The organism is Novosphingobium aureum (genome assembly GCF_015865035.1).
In the GTDB taxonomy this organism is placed as follows: Bacteria; Pseudomonadota; Alphaproteobacteria; order Sphingomonadales; family Sphingomonadaceae; genus Novosphingobium; species Novosphingobium aureum.
The window spans coordinates 290,699-309,913 of sequence record NZ_JADZGI010000003.1; the positions used below are offsets into that span (position 1 = coordinate 290,699).

The 19,215-nt window shown below is 65.9% G+C and carries 17 protein-coding genes; 5 read left to right on the top strand and 12 right to left on the bottom strand.

Going from position 1 to position 19,215, the window contains the following annotated elements; all coding sequences use genetic code 11:
- Positions 1 to 64 precede the first annotated feature (64 nt).
- Entirely contained in the window at positions 65 to 307 is a 243-nt protein-coding gene (locus I5E68_RS16855) for a hypothetical protein (protein WP_197166163.1), read from the top strand.
- Positions 308 to 331: 24 nt separating this feature from the next.
- On the opposite strand, the gene I5E68_RS16860 is transcribed toward I5E68_RS16855, so the two are convergent.
- The 5 genes from I5E68_RS16860 to I5E68_RS16880 form a co-directional block, all read right to left on the bottom strand.
- Positions 332 to 988, bottom strand: a complete 657-nt coding sequence (locus tag I5E68_RS16860) for a TetR/AcrR family transcriptional regulator (protein ID WP_197166164.1) — start codon at positions 986 to 988, stop codon at positions 332 to 334.
- 55 nt (positions 989 to 1,043) lie between these two features.
- A complete protein-coding gene (locus I5E68_RS16865; protein WP_197166165.1) occupies positions 1,044 to 2,537 on the bottom strand; it encodes an aldehyde dehydrogenase family protein in 1,494 nt (497 codons plus the stop codon).
- Positions 2,538 to 2,591: 54 nt separating this feature from the next.
- Positions 2,592 to 3,332: an SDR family oxidoreductase gene (locus tag I5E68_RS16870; RefSeq protein ID WP_197166166.1), complete on the bottom strand. Its 741-nt coding sequence runs from the start codon at positions 3,330 to 3,332 to the stop codon at positions 2,592 to 2,594.
- On the bottom strand, positions 3,333 to 4,121 hold the full coding sequence (locus tag I5E68_RS16875) for a hypothetical protein (protein ID WP_197166168.1): 789 nt from the start codon (positions 4,119 to 4,121) through the stop codon (positions 3,333 to 3,335). It abuts the gene before it with no gap.
- 190 nt (positions 4,122 to 4,311) lie between these two features.
- Positions 4,312 to 6,693 carry a TonB-dependent receptor gene (locus I5E68_RS16880; protein ID WP_228727295.1) on the bottom strand — a complete coding sequence of 794 codons (2,382 nt, stop codon included), beginning with the start codon at positions 6,691 to 6,693 and terminating at the stop codon, positions 4,312 to 4,314.
- Between the two features lie 447 nt (positions 6,694 to 7,140).
- Between I5E68_RS16880 and I5E68_RS16885 the strand changes: the two genes are divergently transcribed.
- Entirely contained in the window at positions 7,141 to 7,647 is a 507-nt protein-coding gene (locus I5E68_RS16885; protein WP_197166172.1) for a cupin domain-containing protein, read from the top strand.
- A gap of 10 nt (positions 7,648 to 7,657) precedes the next feature.
- Here I5E68_RS16885 and I5E68_RS16890 read toward each other — a convergent pair whose 3' ends face one another.
- The 7 genes from I5E68_RS16890 to I5E68_RS16920 form a co-directional block, all read right to left on the bottom strand.
- Positions 7,658 to 8,419, bottom strand: a complete 762-nt coding sequence (locus I5E68_RS16890) for an SDR family NAD(P)-dependent oxidoreductase (RefSeq protein ID WP_197166174.1) — start codon at positions 8,417 to 8,419, stop codon at positions 7,658 to 7,660.
- Positions 8,419 to 10,794, bottom strand: a complete 2,376-nt coding sequence (locus I5E68_RS16895) for an arylsulfatase (RefSeq protein WP_197166176.1) — start codon at positions 10,792 to 10,794, stop codon at positions 8,419 to 8,421. Before I5E68_RS16895 ends, I5E68_RS16890 begins: the two co-directional genes overlap by 1 nt.
- Positions 10,795 to 10,816: 22 nt before the next feature.
- Positions 10,817 to 11,218, bottom strand: coding sequence for a nuclear transport factor 2 family protein (locus I5E68_RS16900; protein WP_197166178.1), 402 nt, complete (start codon positions 11,216 to 11,218; stop codon positions 10,817 to 10,819).
- Positions 11,215 to 12,921 carry a class I adenylate-forming enzyme family protein gene (locus tag I5E68_RS16905; RefSeq protein ID WP_197166180.1) on the bottom strand — a complete coding sequence of 569 codons (1,707 nt, stop codon included), beginning with the start codon at positions 12,919 to 12,921 and terminating at the stop codon, positions 11,215 to 11,217. Before I5E68_RS16905 ends, I5E68_RS16900 begins: the two co-directional genes overlap by 4 nt.
- Positions 12,922 to 12,933: 12 nt before the next feature.
- Positions 12,934 to 13,917: an acrylyl-CoA reductase (NADPH) gene (gene acuI, locus I5E68_RS16910; protein ID WP_197166182.1), complete on the bottom strand. Its 984-nt coding sequence runs from the start codon at positions 13,915 to 13,917 to the stop codon at positions 12,934 to 12,936.
- Between the two features lie 97 nt (positions 13,918 to 14,014).
- The gene (locus tag I5E68_RS16915) at positions 14,015 to 14,740 is read right to left on the bottom strand and encodes a TetR/AcrR family transcriptional regulator (RefSeq protein WP_197166184.1); all 726 of its coding nucleotides are present in this window, start codon (positions 14,738 to 14,740) and stop codon (positions 14,015 to 14,017) included.
- The gene (locus I5E68_RS16920; RefSeq protein WP_197166186.1) at positions 14,737 to 15,900 is read right to left on the bottom strand and encodes a sulfotransferase family protein; all 1,164 of its coding nucleotides are present in this window, start codon (positions 15,898 to 15,900) and stop codon (positions 14,737 to 14,739) included. The genes I5E68_RS16915 and I5E68_RS16920 overlap by 4 nt, the downstream gene beginning before the upstream one ends.
- Before the next feature lie 203 nt (positions 15,901 to 16,103).
- Here I5E68_RS16920 and I5E68_RS16925 point away from each other — a divergent pair, with 203 nt between their 5' ends.
- The 3 genes from I5E68_RS16925 to I5E68_RS16935 are packed head-to-tail and all read left to right on the top strand — an operon-like array spanning position 16,104 to position 19,155.
- A complete protein-coding gene (locus I5E68_RS16925; RefSeq protein ID WP_197166189.1) occupies positions 16,104 to 16,892 on the top strand; it encodes an SDR family NAD(P)-dependent oxidoreductase in 789 nt (262 codons plus the stop codon).
- 11 nt (positions 16,893 to 16,903) lie between these two features.
- Positions 16,904 to 17,917: a zinc-dependent alcohol dehydrogenase gene (locus I5E68_RS16930; RefSeq protein ID WP_197166191.1), complete on the top strand. Its 1,014-nt coding sequence runs from the start codon at positions 16,904 to 16,906 to the stop codon at positions 17,915 to 17,917.
- Positions 17,914 to 19,155 (top strand): MBL fold metallo-hydrolase, encoded by a 1,242-nt coding sequence (locus I5E68_RS16935; protein WP_197166201.1) that lies wholly within the window; start codon positions 17,914 to 17,916, stop codon positions 19,153 to 19,155. The genes I5E68_RS16930 and I5E68_RS16935 overlap by 4 nt, the downstream gene beginning before the upstream one ends.
- Positions 19,156 to 19,215: the final 60 nt, after the last annotated feature.

The following is a 19,215-nucleotide window of genomic DNA, read 5'->3' on the forward strand; positions in this document are numbered from 1 at the left end:
CGACGAGGGTCATGCGCGGTTTTTCAAGTCTTGTATTTGGCTCGCCGCGCGATAGGCCGGAGCAATGATGAACATTCCCTGGGATCAGCCCGCGACGCTGATCGATCTCGACGGCAAGACGCCGGTCATCGGCACCATGCTCGAGTGCGTCATGCACTTCTCGATCTTCAAGCCCTTCGCCAAGGAACAGGCGCGCATCTTGCTGACGCGCCCCGTGTTCCGCGAAGGTCGCAAGACCCGCACCTGGATTCTCAACCCGGAAGAGATCGAGAAGCTCGTCGAGCGCCGCAACGCCGACTTCGGTTGAACGCCTGCTCTTTAGCGCCGCACCTTAGCGACTGTCTGCCGCACGCTCGTCCCTGATCGCGAGCGCGAGCAGGCGGGATTGCTGACGCAGCGTCGCACCTTCGAAACGCGGCTTGATATCCGCCGGATAATGCGACTTGAGTTCGATGTCGGTGGCGATCGTGACCACGCGCTCGAGACCGGTGTAGAGCACACTGGCAAGATCGTAAGGCGAGCCGGTGACGGTTTCGGGCTCGCCGCCCATCTGCCAGCCCAGCAACCGGACGATGACCCGCGCCATGGCGATGCGCTGGAGCAGGACCCGTTTCTCGTGCTGGTCGGCCAGGCGGTTGCGCAAGTGGAGCAGGCGACTGTGCCGCTCCCAGTAGTCATGAAAAGCGCTGACCAGCTCGGTGCTACAGGAATCGATTGCATCATCGTCCCAGCGCGTGCGCAGGAGGTGCAGATAGGCCTCCTCCGCTTCCTCGGCGACCGGCTCGAGCACCGCCAGAAACAGGTCGGGCAGGTCCGAGAAGTAGGTGTAGATCGAGGACATGCGCAGCCCGGTATGGCGCGCCACCGCGCTGAGCGAGAACTCGCAGTCCGGGTCCTCGATCAGCTCGCGCGCGGCAACCACGATGCGCTCTCGCGTGATGCGGCCTTTCTTGCCGAGTTTCTGCCCCTGCAGGTTGGTATCGTTCAATTCGCCCGTCACTTCACCGCGTTTCCGTCACCTTGCCGCGGGACACCGGGCCCCGTCAGGAAGCAAGGCGCGTAGCAATAACCTTGCTGTCGAGAAACTCCTCGATTCCAGCGAGGCCCCATTCGCGCCCCATGCCGCTGCCCTTGAACCCGCCAAACGGCAGGTCGCCTGCAATGCACATGCCTCCATTAACGCTCATCGAGCCGCTCCGTATCCGGCGCGCCACGCGTTCGGCACGTGCCGGATCGGCCGAAACCACGCCGCCCGAAAGGCCGTATTGCGTTTCGTTCGCGATGCGGATGGCGTCTTCGTCGTCCTCGTAGGGAATGACGACGAGCACCGGACCGAAAATCTCCTCCTGGGCAATGCGCATCGAATTGTCGACGTCGACGAAGCAGGTCGGTTCGATGAAATAGCCGCCTGCCCCACCCTCGGGCGTCTTGTCCGGCCGGGCCTTGCCGCCCGCGAGCAGGCTCGCGCCCTCTTCCTGGCCCAGTTCGATGTAGCGCATGACCCGGTCCATCTGCCTCTGGCTGACGACCGGCCCCATGATATGCGTCGGCTCGTCGATCTTGCCCCAGTTGTCGCCGAAGCCCTGGTAGGCCATCTTGAGCCCGGCCTTGGCTTCCTCGTAGCGCGAACGCGGAACAAGCAGGCGCGACTGCACCGCGCAGCCCTGCCCGGCATGGAAGACCAGCATCGACTGCGCGCATTCGCGGGCGAAATCGGGCGCATCGTCGAGCACGATCTTGGCGCTCTTGCCGCCCAGTTCGAGGAACACGCGCTTGAGCGTATCGGCACCGGCCTGCATGATACGCTTGCCCACCCCGGTCGAGCCGGTGAAGCTGATCAGGTCGACACGCGGATCGGTGACCAGCTGCTCGCCCGCCGCGGCCGGATCAGCACCGAAGACCACGTTGAGCACGCCCTTGGGCAAGCCCGCCTGCTCGGCCAGCTCACCCCAGATGGCACCCATTCCCGGCGTGTCCGGCGCGGGCTTGAGGATCACCGTGCAGCCCGCGAGAAGCGCGGCGACGACCTTGCCGACGTTGACATAGTGCGGCACGTTCCACGGCGTGATCGCGGCGACCACCCCGACCGGCTCGTAGACGACCTTGCGATGCGAGGGAAAGCCGCGGAAATCACGATTTCCAAGGTCCTCTTCCCAGGTCACCTGGTCGAACACCGCCATGTAGTCGTCCCAGCCCTGGTTGGCATTGTCGACATGAGCCATGCCGACCGCCCCCATCGCCGCGCCCGCCTCGAAGCGGGCGAGTTGGGCGAGCCGGTCCTTGTTGTCCTCGAACAGCGCGCGCAGCTTCCTGAGCAGCGCGAGCCGGTTGTCGCGGTTGGCCGGATCGCCCCAGTCGGTCTCGTCGAAGGCCCGGCGCGCGGCCGCGATCGCGGCATCGACGTCCTCGTGCGTCGCATCGGCAGCAACGCCTGCAACCTCTCCGGTCCAGGGATTGACGATGTCGAAGGTAGCGCCGCCGCTCGCATCGCGCAGCGTTCCGTCGATGTAGAGGCGAGCCGGGGGAAGAAGTGTCATGGCGTATCCCGTGTCTGGAAGGTCAGGTATCTGGATGGACCGGCGAGCGGACCGTCAGCCCGCGCGGCGCGCGCCAAGCGTGACGAGGTCGAGATTGAGGTCGGCAGGCGAATCGACGATGGTGCGGAAGGTCGGCAACAGCGACGAGAAGTCGGTGATCGGCTGCTCCTGCATCGGCATGCCTGCCTCGGCGCAGGCCTTGGCGAAGGCCATCGTGGTTTCCATCGACCACCCGCTGCCGGTCTTGCCCTCGCCGAACATCTTGCCCGCGCGCACGGTGGTGACGCGAATGCCCTTTGCGCCCAGTTCCTCGCGCCAGCCCTTGCCGATCCGCTCGACCGCCTGCTTGGTCGCGGCGTAAAGCCACAGCATCGGGATCGCGAGCTCGACGGTTTCGCTGGTGACGTTGATGACGTGGCCACCCGGCCCCATCGCCTTGAGCGCCTCGCGCGCGACGAAGACCGGTCCGGCGACATTGGTGGTGACCTGCGAGAGGATGTCCTCGTCCTGCGCACCTTCGAGCGTGAAGGGCACATAGACCGCGGCATTGTTGATCAGCACGTCGATCCGCTCATGCACCCGGGCGATCTCGGCGAAGGCCTCGCGCACAGACGCCGGATCGCCGATGTCGCAGCGCACCGCCATGCAGTTCGGACCGAACCCGGCGGCTGCGGTCTCGAGCTTGGCAAGCGTGCGGCCGAGCATCACGACCTTGTCGCCATCTTCGCAGAAACGGCGTGAGAGAGCCTTGCCCAGCCCTTCGCCCGCGCCGGTTATAACGATCGTCTTTCCCACTCAGGCCTCCTGTCGCGGTTGGGTTTCCCAGTTCTCGGGATAGGCGGAAAAGTCGCCGGCATAGGCGATCCCCCCATCCCAGACCTGGCCGCTGATCTTCTTGAAGAAATGCACCGTTCGCGCGAAGGACCCGGCGGTGGAGCGCGGCTCCATCGCGATCCCGCTGGGCGAGACGCCGCGCGCGCGCGCCGAGAAGTCCTTGACGCTGAACAGCAGGTTGTCGGTCTGGTGCGCACAGACGACCAGTTCGCCGCCCGGGCAATAGCGCTGCGGATTGCACTGGGTCCCGGCAAGACGCCCGCGCTTCATGCCCACGAAGCCGGGCACGCGGCTGACTTCGGGGATGTGCACTTCGTCGTACCAGCGGTGATAGTCCTCCTCGCGCCCCTGCACCATGTTGGCGGGGATCACGAACATGCCCGAAAGCGGCTTGCCTTCGACCCAGTTGGGGCCGACATGCCAGTCCGAATACATGTTGTAGGTGTAGAGCCGCTCACTCTCGTAGGCATCGTCGATCAGGCCGGCGCAGCGCACGCCCTCGAGCAGGCGGCCAAGCTTTGGAATGTCGCGATCGGGCACCGCGTAGTCGAACTCGTAGAAGCTCATGAAGCGCCAGGGCTGGTCGATGTCCGGCATGATCTGGATATCGGCGATCTCGAAGCGGTCAGCCGAGAGAAACCCCTCCAGCCCGGCCAGCGCTGCGCGATGTTCGCCATCGAACCAGGCGGCGTATTCCTGCTCTCGCCCCGCGGCGATGTTGTGCAGGTGCAAGGTCACGTACCGGGCCATCTAGCCTCCTCTTCCCTGTCTTGTTCTAGTCCCCGCACCGAAGCGGGCAATCGCCCCGCGCAACCATCGCCCGAGCGTAGGCAGGCGGCGCCGACGTCCCGCGCCCGGCATTCCGGCAAGCCGACTGCGAGACAAAAAAGGGGGCGGCCACATGCGACCGCCCCCCTTGTTTCGTGCCTGTGCTGCGCGATCAGCGCGAACCGAAGGCGAAGCGCACGCTCAGCCCGAACTCGCGCGGGGCGGTCATGCGGATCTGGTTGTAAGTGCTGGTAAAGGTAGCGTTTTGAGGCGATCCGAACACCGGCCCGGTCGGTCCGAAGCCCTCCAGCGGGAGGGTCTGGAACTGGCTCGTGAGCGGCAGGGAACGCTCGGTCACCCGCTCGACGTTGAACAGGTTCTTGGCGAACAGGCTCACTTCCCAGCCACCGTCCGGTGCACGGATGCCGGTGAACAGGTTGAGCAGACCATAGGCATCGACGCTGTCCCAGGCATTGGTCGGGTCACCCTGTCCCTTGCCGTAGAACGTGTAGAGGCCGCGCAGGAAGCCATCGACCCTGTCCGAGAAGGGATAGGCATATTCGGCCATGGCGGTTGCGGTAAACTTGGGCTGGTTCGACGAGGGCTGGTTGACCGTGCAGGCCGAGATATTGTCCATGCCGACAACGCCATAGATATCTCCGAGACTCGGTGCTCCCGGAGGGGAGTCCGGAGACCCGTCGGGATTGATGAAGTCGTTGCAGGGAATGACCCCGTTCTTGATCTTGCCGTTGGCATAGGAAGCCACGAGGCTGAGATTGAGGTTCGAGGTCGCCTCGAAGGCGAATTCGCCCTCCAGACCCCAGACCTCGACCGGAACCGCGGCAACGAAGTTGAAGTCGTTGACGCGCGGATTGACCGTCTGCGTCGCCTGGTCATAGGCGTAGTCCACGAAGTAGACGCCAATGCCCGGCGCGCGGTACGGATAGTTCTTGAATTCCTGATAGTAGCCGGCGACGTTGAAGCGCATGCGCCCGCCCATCAGCGTGGTCTTCAGGCCAATTTCGTAGGAGGTCGAGCTCTCGTCGTCGGTCTGCTGGAACGAGCGTTCGAGCGCGGACTGGTTGACGCTGAAATCACCCACCGCGAACAGGCCCGGGCGGAACGAGCTGCCGATGCTGGCGTACATCATCACGTCGGGCGTGAAGTAGTGCTGCGCGGTAGCCTGGTAGATCAGCTTGTCGGTATCGATCTCGGAAGAGTTGAGCCCGAGCCCGAGCGGCATCGAGACCAGCAGGCTGCGATCCGCCGGATCGAGCCGGTTGACCGCGTTGAGCGTAATGGTGTTCGTGCTGTCGAAGGTGATGTAGCGCAGACCGCCCGAGATCTGGGTCGAATCCCCGATATGCAGGGTAAGGTTGCCGAAGAACGATTTCTCGTCGGTGATCGAGACCGAAGTGATGTCCTGCTGCGTCAGCGCAGCCACGCCGCCGCCGAGCATCGCCGGCAAGGTGATCGGACCGTCGCGCAGCACGCCATTGGTCGAATGCGTGTCGCGGAAGAAGGCACCGACGACGTAGTCGAACATGCCGAAGACCATTTCCTCGTTCTGGAGGCGGATCTCGTGGCTGTTGGCGGTGGCCCCGCCTGCGGTGAACTGGCTATATTCGAAGTTGGTGAAGTAGCCGCCCTGATCAAGCGACTCGTCGCTCGAAATATCCTGCTTGAGGTGCGAACCGACGTAGATCAGGCTCTGCCCCGCGAAGCTGAGCTGGGCCTGCCAGTTGAAGATGTCGTACTTCTCGCGGCTGTGGCGGCCGTCTTCGGTGATCGCGTTGCGATCGCCGGCGACGACGGTGACCGGGCTGGGGCCGAGCAGGTCGCTGACCTCGCTGAAGGATTCCACCTGGTCGAAGTTGCGGCGACGGCGCTCGGTGCGCTGGTAGCCGCCTTCGAGACGCAGCCAGTCGGTCGGCTGCACCACCGCGGTGACGCGCCCGCCCTGCGTGCGCGAGAAGGGATCGCGCCCCTCGAAGACCGGGTTGATGGTGGTGACGCGGTCGACCTCGTCCTCGGCGAAGATGCCCGCAACACGGATCGCGGCGACCCCCTCGATCACCGGGATACCAATCGCACCGTTGAAGTTGAGCGTGCCGATGTCGTTGGCCGTGGTCGAGAGATAGCCGCCGACCTCGTAGAGATCGGGCTTGTGCGTGGTCACGATCATCGAGCCCGACGGCGAGGCACGCCCGCGCAGCGCGCCCTGCGGGCCGCGCAGCACTTCGACCTGTGCGATGTCGAAGGTCTGCTGCAACACGACCTGCGGCAGGATCGGCGCATCGTTCTGGTAGAATTCGATGGTGTTGTTGAAGCCGCTCGCGTTGACCTCGAAGTTGACGCCGCGGATCTGCGCGTTGGCGCCGAAGGAATTGGCCGTCGTGCCCAGCTGGAGGCCCGGCACGAGCTGCTGCACATCGGTGAAGTCGCGGATGTTGAGCTTGGAGAATTCTTCTGCCGTGACCGTGTTCACGACCAGCGGAACGTCCTGCACGTCTTCCGAGCGACGGCGTGCGGTCACGACGATCGCATCGAGCATAAGGTCATCCCTGACCTGGGGCGACGTGTCCGATTCCTGCGCATAAGCCGGCTGTGCCAGAGCACAGACTGCTGAAGCGGCCAGAAGCTTCGCCAGATAACCCATCTCCATCTCCCGTTTCGCACAGAGCCGACCTGTTTGTCTGCTTCTGCGGTTGTTTTCGTTTTTGGGGGGCCGACAATGCCGGCAGGCCAGAAGCCCTCCGGAGCAGTTGAACCCCTCGCACCCAGTCCGACGTTCTGCGACGCCATTTGCACTGTGACTGGTACGAGAGCCTTCTTGCAGTTCAAATGCCTTGCGCGACATTATCGCGCTGGCGTTATGCCCGTGAAATACCCCTAGTTCCTATACGGACAACTGATGCGTGCGGCCAGTCAACTTGCTGGTGCGGCGATGTTTAGGCCTCCTGCATTGACCTGCGCGGCATCGCCATGAACCAGTGGTTTCATGAGCAATGACAATCCCAGGTTCGCTGTCTATCGCGGCAGCGATGCAATCGACTTCGATGCCAGCGGCGCGATGTCCCCGCCCGAACCGGGCACGTTCGACCCCGACAGCGTCCAGGCGCTGGTCGATGCCGGCATCTACGAGGGGTCCGACAATGATCTGCTGTTCAGTGGCGCAGGCATGAGCCTGGCTCGGGTCTGGTTCAAGTCGGGCTACCCGCTGCCGCGCCACAGCCACGACTGCGACTGCCTCTACTACATTCTCGCAGGCTCGCTCAGGATCGGGACCGAGGAGCTGGGCCCGGGCGACGGCTTCTTCGTCGGCAACTCGGTGCCCTATACTTACGAAGCCGGGGCGCAGGGTGTCGAGTTGCTCGAATTCCGCAACGCTACCGAGTTCGGCATCCGCCTGCTCGGTGCCAATGCCCGCTGGGGCGCCAAGGCGCTCGAAACGGTGCAGGAGCGCCGCGCGCACTGGCACGATGAAGCGCCCCCTTCGCGGGGCTAGGCTCCTTCCGCTAGCCCCGATAGCCGCGCAGCCGGTTGCCCGCATCGACCGGCAAGACCGTGTTGTTAATGAAGCTGCCCTCCTTCGAGGCCAGGAACAGGCAGGCATTGGCGATGTCTTCGGGCGTGCCGCGCCTTGCGGGCGCAAGCTGCATCTCGGTGAGACCGCGCATCGTGTCCTCGCCCAGTGCGCCAAGGCTTGCTTGGGTCTCCATCAGGCCCGGTGCGATCGCGACGCAGCGGATGCCATCGCCTGCAAGCTGGCTGGCCAAGCCAAACGTCATGGCGTTGAGCGTCGCCTTGGTCACCCCATAGGCGGTCCCCGGAACATGGCTCGCCATCGAGGACTGGTTGACGATCAGCCCGCCCGCGCGAGCCAGCGGCGCGCGCAAGTGCTCCGCCAGAAGCAGCGGGGCAATCGCGTTGATCGCGAGAAAGTGCTGCCACTTGGCAAGACCGAGGCCGAAGAAGCCATTGGCCACTTCGCCATAGGCCAGCCCGGCATTGTTGACGAGCACGTCGAGGCGCTCGTGCGCATCGCAAAACGCCGCGCACAGCTGCACGATCGCTGCTTCGTCCCCGAGGTCAGCAGGGTGCGCCTCGCACGTCGCGCCCTGCGCGCGCAGCGCCTGCGCCGCCTCTTCGAGCCGCCCGGCATCGCGATCGACTAGAACGACATGCGCGCCCTCCACCGCAAATGCCGTTGCGATGGCGAGGCCAAGACCACCGGCGGCGCCCGTGACCATGACCGTGCTGTCTTCAAATCGTGCCATCACTGGTGTCCTTCCGTGCCTGCACCCGAGTTCGTCTGGGGCCGTGCCCGGACCGGGGGCGGATCGAGCGTGATCGCGACGTGGCGGATTTCTCCCTCGAAGGCATCCTTGCCGCCGGGATAGTCGGTTACGTCGACCCCGAGATCGCGCCCGAGATCGAGGGTTTCGCCAAGCCCCGCAGGCATCAGGAAGGTGCGCGCGACCTCGCCTGTCGCCAGCGTTTCCTCGCCCGAGCGGATCGCCAGTGTCGCGCCCTGTCTCGGGCCCGGCGTCTCGAGCCGCAGGACCAGCGGCGCGTCGCCCGTGACGCGCTTCGAACTGCGAATGGTCACGATGTCCGCCGGATTGGTCGAGGCGGCATACGTGAACACCGGATGGCCCTTGTCGAGATAGAGGCTCCACCCGGCAAAGCGGCTGCCGTAGCCGACGACGACGCCCGATGCCTGCGCCCCTGTAGGCGCGATGTCCGCTGTCAGGGTGAACGAGCGGCCAGCGAACATCGGTGCGCTCTGTGCCGGGACGCTCACGCCCTTGCCCCAGTATTCGAACTCGCTTTTCGCCGGGGGGCGATGGCCCATTGCCCGCGCGAAGCCGAAGCGGTGATCGAGCGGGAAGACCTGGTTGCGGCGGGCCTCCTCCTGCCACAGCGCGATCATCGACTTGAGCCTGTCCGGGTTCTGTGCGGAGACGTCGTGCGCCTGCGAATAGTCCTCGTCGAGGTTGTAGAGCTCCCAGGCATGGGGTTCGCCGGGCGGCGGGACCATCATCCAGGGCGTGCGGCCATCGTCCTTCGACAGGAACCAGCCATCGTGCCACAGCCCGATCTTGCCCCCCATCTCGAAGTACTGGGTGCGTTCGTGGTCGGCCTCGCAGCGCGAGAGGCTGGACAGCAGGCTCTTGCCGTCCATCGCACGCTGCGCGATGCCGTTGACCGTTTCCGGCGCAGGCAGTCCGGCAGCCTCGAGCACGGTGGGCGCGATGTCGACGAGATGGCCGAAGCGCGGGCAGACCGATCCGGGCGCGGCGGCGCGCTGCTCGCCCTTGTCGGACCAGCGCATGATCATGCCGTTGCGGATGCCGCCCAGCATCGAGGTATATTGCTTGGTCCAGCGCAGCGGCGTGTTCATCGCCCAGGCCCAGCCCGCCGGATAGGCCTCGTAGGTCAGCGGCCCGCCCATGCGATCAAGATTGGCGGTCAGCCAGGCCTCGTCCTCCTGCAGGCCGTTGATCTTGCCCAGTTCGTTGAGCGTGCCCTCGTTGCCGCTCTCGGCGCTCGCGCCATTGTCGCCGATGACTAGGATCGTGAGCAGGTTGCGGCCCTCGCCGGTGCGCTCGAGTTCGTCGAGCACACGCCCCAGCTGCGCGTCCTGATAGGCGAGCATCGCCGCGGCCACTTCCATGGAGCGCGCCGCAAAGGCCTTGCGCGCGGGCGAAAGGCTGTCCCAGGCCGTGATTTGCTCCGGACGTTCAGTCAGCTCGGCGCTCGCGGGGATGACGCCCTGCTGCTTCATGCGCGCAAAGCTCAGCTTGCGCATTTCGTCCCAGCCCATGTCGAAGCGCCCCTTGAAGCGCGCGATCCATTCGGGCGGGGCCTGATGCGGGGCATGGGTCGAGCCCGGTGCATAATACATGAAGAACGGCTTGTCGGGCGCGGCCGCCTGCTGGTTGTGGACCCAGTCGATGGCCTCGCTCGCCATGCGCGCATCCATCATCGGCGCGCCGGGGCCCACGTCGTCGAGCCGGGTCGTACCGCGAAAGATGGCCGGCTCGTACTGGTCGCTGTCGCCGCCGACGATGCCCCAGAAATACTCAAAGCCCTGCCCCGTCGGCCACTGGTCGAAAGGGCCCGCCACGCTGGCATCGGCATGGCGCACGTTATGCGTCTTGCCGAACATCGCGGTGTTGTAGCCGTTGAGCTTGAGCACTTCTGCCAGCGGCGCGGTCTCGCGCGGGATTTCGGCAGTATAGCCGGGGAAGGTCGAGGGCAGGTCGGCGAGGTGGCCGAAGCCGACATCGTGGTGATTGCGCCCGGTCAGCAGCGCCGCGCGACTGGGCGAGCAGATGCCGGTGGTGTGGAACTGGTTGTAGCGCACCCCTGCCTGCGCGATGCGGTCGAGATTGGGGGTCGGCACCGGTCCGCCGAAAGTGCTCGCCATGGCGAGCCCGACGTCGTCGCTCATGAACAGGAACACATTGGGAGCATCGCTCGGCGCGGCGAGGCGAAACGGGGTGCCCGGCGTCGCATCGGCCTCGTTCTCGGCAATCTTGCCATCGAAGGCAGGCGCCGGGATCGGCAGGACGGTGCGATCGGGGCCATTGGCGCTAAGCGCGATCAGCGCCACCCCGGCGAGGGCGGACTTGCCGAACCTGGTCATTTTCTCTCCCTTGTTTCTTGTCTTATTCGTAGCGATCGAAGGCGACCCGACTGATCTTCCATTCTCCGTCCTCGCGGCGGAAACGATCGCGGTAGCGACCGAAGACGAAGTCGATATTGCCGGTCTGGCGCCGCTTCATGCGCACGTTGACGGTCCAGGCTGCGCTGGCCTCGTCTCCGGCAATCTCGATCAGCGGCGAGTGGATGTTGTGCACCATCCATTCGCTGCCCCCTCCGATCTTGTCGGTGAGGATCGTGCAGATCGCCTGCGGATCGTCCATTTCGCCAAAGCCGTAGTCGGCCCGCACGTCGCTCGCGAAGAGCGCCATGAGCCGGGCAATCGCCGCGTCGCGATCCTCGGGCGAACTGTCGGCGGCCTGGCAATAGCGCGCCTTGAGGTTCTGGATCGCTTCGTAATCGCTCATGCCGGCTCTCCTTCGAGGCGCTTCGCCGCGAGCACCCGAAGGTCCGCGGTCTTGATCTTGGCAGACCCCGTGGTCTTGAGTTCGTCCTCGCAGAAGAACAGCACCCGGCGCGGCACCTTGTAGCTGGCGAGCGTCTCGCGCGCGAAACTGCGCACAGCTTCCTCGCTCAGCTGCGCACCCTCCTGCGCGACCACGGCGGTGACGACCAGTTCGCCCAGCGTGTCGTGCGGCACGCCGACGGTCTGGCTGACCCTGACCCCCGGACACTGGCGGATGACCGCGTCGATCTCGAGCGGCGAGACATTGGCGCCGCCGGTCTTGATGATGTCGTTGAGGCGCCCTTCCCAGAACAGGCGCCCCACCTCGTCGACCCGCCCGCCGTCACCGGTGCGGAAGAAGCCCTCGTCGTCGAGCGTCTCGTCGAGCGGGATGCCGAGGTAGCCCATCATCAGCGTCGGGCCCTTGACCGCGATCTCGCCGCGTTCGCCAAGAGGCACGGTCTCCCCGCCCAGCGGGTCGACGATCTTGAAGGTCATGCCCGGCTGCGGCAGGCCGCTCGATCCCGCGCGTTCCTCGAGCGGCGTGCCCGAAGGGTAGATCGCGCTGATCGTGAAGGTCTCGGTATTGCCGTAGGCCGACATCGGCTCGTCCCAGTCGCTCGTGATCGAGGGATGCTGGCCGAAGGGATTGGCAGCCGAGACGTACTTCATCGCCGAAAGATCGACATCTGCAAAATTGGGTGCAGCAGCGAGCTGGGCCCACTGGTGCGGCCAGGCGAGCGCCATCGTCGCCGTCTCACGCGCCATGAGCTCGAGCGCCTCTGGCGCTTGGAATGTCGACTGCAGCACAAGCGTCCCGCCCGCCGAAAGCGCGCCGCCGATCGCCATCCCGAAATTGCCCGAGAAGAAGAAGCCGTTGGCCGACCAGGTGCGCGTGTCCTTGCCGGTCGCGTAGAAACGGGGCCAACGCCACAATTGCAGCGCGACCGCGCGATGCGAGGACAAGATGCCCTTGGGCATGGCGGTCGAACCCGAAGAGAAGAACAAGACCCCCGTGTCGGCGGGCGTGACGCTGGCAGCAGCAGCCTCGACCAGTGCCGGATCGATACCTGCACCGCGTTCCAGGAAGGCGTCCCAGTCCTCGATCAGGCCCTCGCCCGTATCCGCGCCGACAGCCGCGACATGGCGCAGGAACGGCAACCCGCTTGCGCGCAAGGGCCCCTCGCCCGCCCGAGCGATGCCCGGCTCGATCGCCCCGAGCATCGCGGCAAAGTCCTTCTTGAGCACCTTGCGCTCCATCAGGAGCACCGAGACACCCGAAGCCTTCAGCAGATGCGCAAGCTCGGCCTGGGTCGAGAAGGTATTGAGCGTCGTCGCGACCGCGCCGGCCAGCGCCGCCCCGAAAGTCGCGGCGAGAAACTCGGGCCGGTTGGTCATGAGTACGCCGACGCGCGTGCCCTTGCCCGTGCCGCAGGCAAGGAGCGCGCGCGCCACGGCATTGGCCTTGGCCCACAGCTCGGCATAGCTCCAGGAAACGCGCTTGCCGTTCTCGTGAAAGACCAGTGCCTCGTCCTCGCCGCCCGCGGCGCAGACCTCGGCCAGCCAGCCTGACATGGTCAGCGCGCCGAGGCCCTGCTCTTCATCGAGTGGAGGGCCATGGATGACCGAGAGCGGCCCCGTCGGCTTGCCGTCTGCCTGCGCCATGATCGCCTCCGCTCAGGCGTTGACGTCGACGATGTAGCGGCCCTTCACTTCGCCCGACATGAACTTGGCCGCCGCCTCGATCGCATCGCCAAGGCCGATCTCCTGCCCGATCGCCTCGAGCTTGGCCGGATCGAGATCGCGCGCGAGGCGCTCCCAGGCCTTGAGCCGCTTGGCCTTGGGCGCCATCACGCTGTCGACGCCGAGCAGGCGCACGCCGCGCAGGATGAAGGGCATGACGGTCGCGGGCAGGTCGAAACCCTGTGCCAGACCGCAGGCCGCAACCGCGCCGCCGTACTTCGTCTGCGCACAGGCGTTGGCAAGCGTGAAGCTGCCCGCCGTATCGACTACGCCCGCCCACAGTTCCTTCTGCAGCGGCTTGCCCTTCTCGCTCATCGTCGCGCGGTCGACCACTTCGTCGGCGCCGAGACCCTTGAGATAGTCGGCCTCTGCCATCTTGCCGGTCAGCGCATGGACGGTGAAGCCCGCAGTCTTGAGCAATGCGATCGCCACCGAACCGACACCGCCGGTCGCCCCGGTGACGAGAACCGGCCCCTGCTCGGGCGTGACGCCTGCATCGACCAATGCATCGACGCACAGCGCTGCCGTGTAGCCCGCAGTACCGATCGCCATGGCCTGCTTCTCGGAAAAGGCGCCGGGCAGCGGCACCAGCCAGTCGCCCTTGAGCCGCGCGACCTGCGCAAGCCCGCCCCAGTGCGTCTCGCCCACGCCCCAACCGTTGAGCACGACCTTGTCGCCCGCCTTGTAGTCGGGGTTGCTGCTCTCGCGCACGGTTCCGGCGAGGTCGATGCCCGGCACGATCGGCCAGATGCGCACCACCGGGCTCGAGCCGGTGATCGCGAGGCCGTCCTTGAAGTTCAGCGTGGAGTAGGCGACGTCGATGGTGACATCGCCCTCGGGCAGCGCGCTCTCGTCGAGCTCGGTAAGCGAGACCTGCTGTCCCGCGTCGGTCTTCGCGATCTGGATGGCCTTGAACATGGCGATCTTCCCCAATTCGTGATGTGTTGCTCTGGTTGGCGGGCAATCTTGCAAAGGCGCGGGCAAATTTCAGCAGCGAAACCGGCACCGGCGCGATTCATCGCCCGCCCGCTATATCGACCTCGTCCTCGGGACTGATCGGGCGGCTGAGGCGCGCGAACACCTCGGGAAACTTCTCGGGCTTCATCGAGCCGAACATCGAGAGACGCAGGATCTCGCGGCTCATGCGCAAGGCGAGCTTGGCGCGGTCGCCCTCGTCGGCGGCATGGGCGCTGACCCAGACCGGCCACAGGATGATGCCCGAAAGAACCAGCACGCCCATCGCGTCTGAATCGACGTGCGGCTGTGCCAGTTCGGTCTCGGTGAAGCGGTGCAGCGAGCCGTGGAACTCACGCCAGAAAGGGTCGGCGGTGGGATCGGGCGAGGCCAGGATCTGCAGCAGCCACGAGCGGCACAGATCCGCGTTCTCGGTGGCGAAGGCGACGAGGCGGTACATCGTCGCAGGCACGTCGACATCCTCGACCCGCCGCTCGACCACCGCCTCGGGCGGTCCGAACACCGCGCGCATCATCCGGTCCGAGACCGACTGCATCGCGGCACGAACCAGCTCGTCGCGCGAGGGAAAGTGCTGGTAGGCCGTGCCACGATTGATCCCGGCAAGATGCGCCACCGCCGACAGGCTGACCGCGTCGATGCCCTGCTGCGCGATCAGCGAGGTTGCCGCCTCGAGGATCAGCCGGCGCGTCTCGGCAGGATTGCGCGTGCGCCGCCGGGCACCCGGCCCCGGCTGGGGAGGGAGGGGATCGGGAGACGACCCGCTCATCCCTCGCGCGCCACGTCGTAGGCCGAAAGGTAGCGATCGAACTTGGGACGCAGGCTGGCCTCGTCGAGACCGAATTGCGCGAGCTTGTACTCGTGGCGACCGAACTTGTTCTGCGGATTGGCCGCCAGCCAGTTCGCCATGCCCTTCTCGGCCTCGGGTGTCCATTCGTCGCCGAGCGCAGCGTAGAGCGCCTTCATGCCCTCCAGCGGATCGGCGGCCAGATCGGCATAATGGACATCGATGATGCTGTCGTGGCCGTGCGCCTCGCGGTAGTCCATGATGCGATTGGCGTGCTCGACCGCCTGGAAAGTGCAGTTGTCGGCAATCCATTCGCTGTCGACACGCCCGGTATAGCCCTTGTGCGCAAGGCTGATGATCGAGCAGAAGCTGCCCATCGCGGTCAGCGGATCGCGATGGGTCCAGATCAGCCGGGCATCGGGATAGACCTGCTTGAGGGTATCGAGCCAGAGCGCATGGCTGGGCATCTTGAGGTTCCACACCCCGCCCTGATGATGCTGGAGCACCTGCAGGAACTGCTTGTGATACTGGTAGGCGCTGGTCATGTCGCACTGGAAGTACCAGTCGCGGTAATTGGGCAGCTTGCCGCGAGACTCGAGGCTGAGTGCCTTGAAGTCGTGAGCCATGAAGAAGATGCACTCGTTGGGATAGACCGCTGAATTGCGGTAGTACTTGCCCATCTCGGGCATCGCCTCGAGCATCATCTTTTCCTGCTCGAGCTTCTTCACCGCGCGCATGTCGCTGGTCAGCTCGCCCGCCCGGACCGGCGGGAACGGGTCCTCGATCTCCCAGGTCAGCGCCGAGCGACGCGCCGGGTCGGCATTGAGCAGGTTCGAGAGCAGCGTCGTGCCCGTGCGCGGAACCCCGAAGACGAACACCGGCTTCTCCACCCGCCGCTCGGTCAATTCGGGGTGCGCCTTGAGATAGTCGATCGTCTTGAGGCGCAGCGCGAGGTTCTGGATCAGGTCGGCACGGAAGCGCTCGACCAGCGGTGCGGGCCTGTCGTCGGCGTTGATGTCGCCGACGAGAATCTCGAGCCCCTCGCGAAAGCTGTCGCTTCCGAAATCGTCACGCCCGGTGCGAAAACAGGCCGTCTCGATCAGCTGGTCGACGTTGAGCCCGGACTTGGTGCGTGCGTCCATTGCATCCCTTCCCTCGTTTCGGGTGCCCGTGTGCAGGCCCCGCTTTTGCGGCAAGTTGACCCGGCACGCAGTGACGCGACAAGCACCCGCGCGCCCATATCGCTTGCGCGATTGAAGCCAGCCTCGCTGGACGCCCCCGCAAACGCATGATGATCTCAGCCGCAAAAGCACCAAGACAACCAGATCGATATGGGAGAGCGTGGATGGGTTCCGGCCTGTTTGACTGCAGCGGCAAGGTGACGCTGGTAACCGGGGGCAACAGCGGCATCGGCCTCGGCTTCGCACGCGGCGTCGCGCAGATGGGGGGCGACCTCGTGCTGTGGGGCCGCAATGCCGAGCGCAATGCCGCCGCCGCCGAGCAACTGCGCGCACTGGGCGCACCGCGCGTGTCGTGCCAGCAGGTCGATGTGACCGACGAGGGCGCGATCATCGAGGGCTATCGCCAGCTTCTGGACGACATGGGCCGCATCGACTGTGTCTTCGCCAACTCGGGCATGTCGGCCGCCTCGCGCAGCCTGCTCGACATGAGCACCGAGGAATATCGCCAGATCATGAACCTCAACCTCGACGGGGCCTTCTTCACCCTGCGCGAGGGCGCGCGCGCGATGGTGCGCCGCGCCGAGAACGGAGAACCGGGCGGCAGCCTCGTCGCCTGCGGCAGCCTGTCGATGTTCATGGGGCTCGCGGGCAAGCAGAGCTACGCAGGCTCGAAGGCGGCGCTGGGCGCGATGATCCGCGGCATGGCGGTCGAATTCGGTAAATACCGCATCCGCGCCAACGCGATTGCGCCCGGCTACGTCGTCACCGGCATGATGGACAATCCGCAATCCAAGATGGTGACCAAGATGTTCGCCGAGCGCACCCCGATCCCGCGCGAGGGCTATCCCGAGGATTTCGAGGGCATTGGCGCCTACCTCGCCTCCGATGCCTCGCGCTGGCACAGCGGCGACACCATCGTGATCGACGGCGCCTATCTCGTCCGGCCGATGTGAGGAGAGAACCCATGGGCAAACTTCTGACGATCCACGACGTGAACGACGTGCGGCTCGACGACTACCAGCGCCCCGGCGCCGGTCCCGCCGATGTCGTCATCCGCATGAAGGCGGTGGGCATCTGCGGCTCGGACCTCTCCTACATCAAGCACGGCGGCATCCCCGCGCCGGGCACGCTGACCGCGCTCGGCCACGAAGGGGCGGGCGAAGTGATCGAGGTGGGCGAGAAGGTGAGCGGCGTAAGCCCGGGCCAGCGCGTTATCGTCAACCCGATGATGACCCCCAGCTACATCGGCAGTGGCGGTCCGGAAGGCGCCTTCACCGAGGAACTGCTCGTGCGCGACGGCATCGCCGGGGTCAACATCCTGCCGATCCCCGAGGGCGTCTCCTACGAAGTCGCCGCGATGTGCGAACCGCTCGCGGTGGCGCTCCACGGCGTCAACCGCGCCCAGGCGAAGGAAGGCGAGAAGATCGTGATCTTCGGTTGCGGCCCGATCGGCCTTGGCATGGTGCTCTGGGCGATCGACCGCGGCTGCAAGGACGTGATCGCACTCGACCTCTCGGCCGACCGGCTCGAACGCGCGAAAGCGCTGGGGGCGCACGTCATCGATCCGGGCAGCGAGGACGTCGCGGCGCGGATCCAGCAGATCCACGGCACGGTCAGCGTCTTCGGCAAGGAGAAGTCGCAGACCGACGCCTATATCGACGCTGCAGGCGGGCCCGCGATCCTCGGCCAGGTGGTAAGCCTCGCCAAGACCCATGCCCGCCACGTCATCACCGCCGCCTACCTCAAGCCCATCGAGCTTCCGGCAGGTCCGATGCTGACCACCGAGATGACCATCACCTCGGCAGTCGGCTATCCGACCGAAATGCCCGAGGTCATCGCCGCCATGCCGCGCCTCAAGGACACCATCGCGGCGATGATCAGCCATACCCTGCCCTTCGAGGAGGTGATCGAGGGCCTCGCCATCGCCGCCTCGCCGCAATCGGGCAAGGTGATGATCGCCTTCGGGGACGCGCGATGAACGCCCCGGCCTCCGAAGGTGCCGCAAAAGAGCAGCCCGCGCTGGCCAGCCTCGTGCGGCAGGGCGACACGCAGACGCAGGCCGACCACATCGCGCCGGGCATCTTCGGCGTGCGCGACATCTCCAACGCCTATCTCGTGACGAGCGAGGAAGGCGACCTGATGATCAACACCGGCTTCATGGACAATGCCGCGCGCAACGCGGCCCTGCTCGCCCCGCACCGCAAGGGACCCTTGCGCGCCATCGTCCTCACACAAAGCCATGCGGACCATTTCGGCGGCCTCGACACCTTCCGCGAAGACGGCACACAACTGCTCGGCGGGCCCGGTTTCGCGGCCAACTGGCAGGACATGAAACGCCTCCAGCCCTTCTTCGCGCCGCGCTCGCGCAAGCTGTGGGGGGCAACGCTCAAGCGCGGCGCGAACCCCGCGCCGCCGCCCGAGGTGAGCCCAGAAGAAATCGCCGAGCCCTGCACGCTCACGCTGGGCGAGCGGCGCATCGAACTGCTCCACACCCCCGAGGGCGAGACCACCGACGCGCTCACCGTCTGGCTGCCGAACGAACGCATTGCCTTCACCGGCAACCTGTTCGGCCCGGTCTGGCTCTCGATGCCCAACTTCAACACGCTTCGCGGCGACCGCCCGCGCTCGGTGCGCACCTTCCTCGCCTCGCTCGAACGCGTGCGCGCGCTCGAACCCGAGATCGTGGTCACCGGCCATGGCGAGCCGATCCGCGGTGCCGCACGCATCCGCGCCGACCTCGACCGGGTCCACGCCGCCGTCAGCCACGTGCGTGAGGCGACCATCGCGGGCATGAACGCAGGCCGCTCGCTGCACGAACTCATGCGCGAGATCGCCGTGCCCGAGGAAATCGCCATCGCCGAGATGCACGGCAAGACCAGCTGGACGGTCAAGGCGATCTGGCACGAACAGGCAGGCTGGTTCCGCTACGAGAGCACCACCGAGCTCTACGGCGTGCCGCGCAGCGCGGTAGACGCCGACCTCGTCGCGCTCGCCGGAGCCGATGCCCTCGCCCGGCGCGCTGCGGACCATGCCGCACAAGACCGCCCGCTCGAGGCACTGCACTTGTGCGACATCGTGCTCGGCGCCGAGCCCGACCATCCCGGCGCACGCCAAGCCAGGCACACGGCGCTCGCCATCCTGCTGGACCGCTCGGGCGGCAGTAATCTGTCGGAGACGATGTGGCTGCGCTCCGAAATAGCCGCGTGTTCGGAGTGATGGGGCCGGATTTTCCCACCGGGAGTGCGCGGTTTTGGCGTGAGGCTTGCTCTGGCTTAT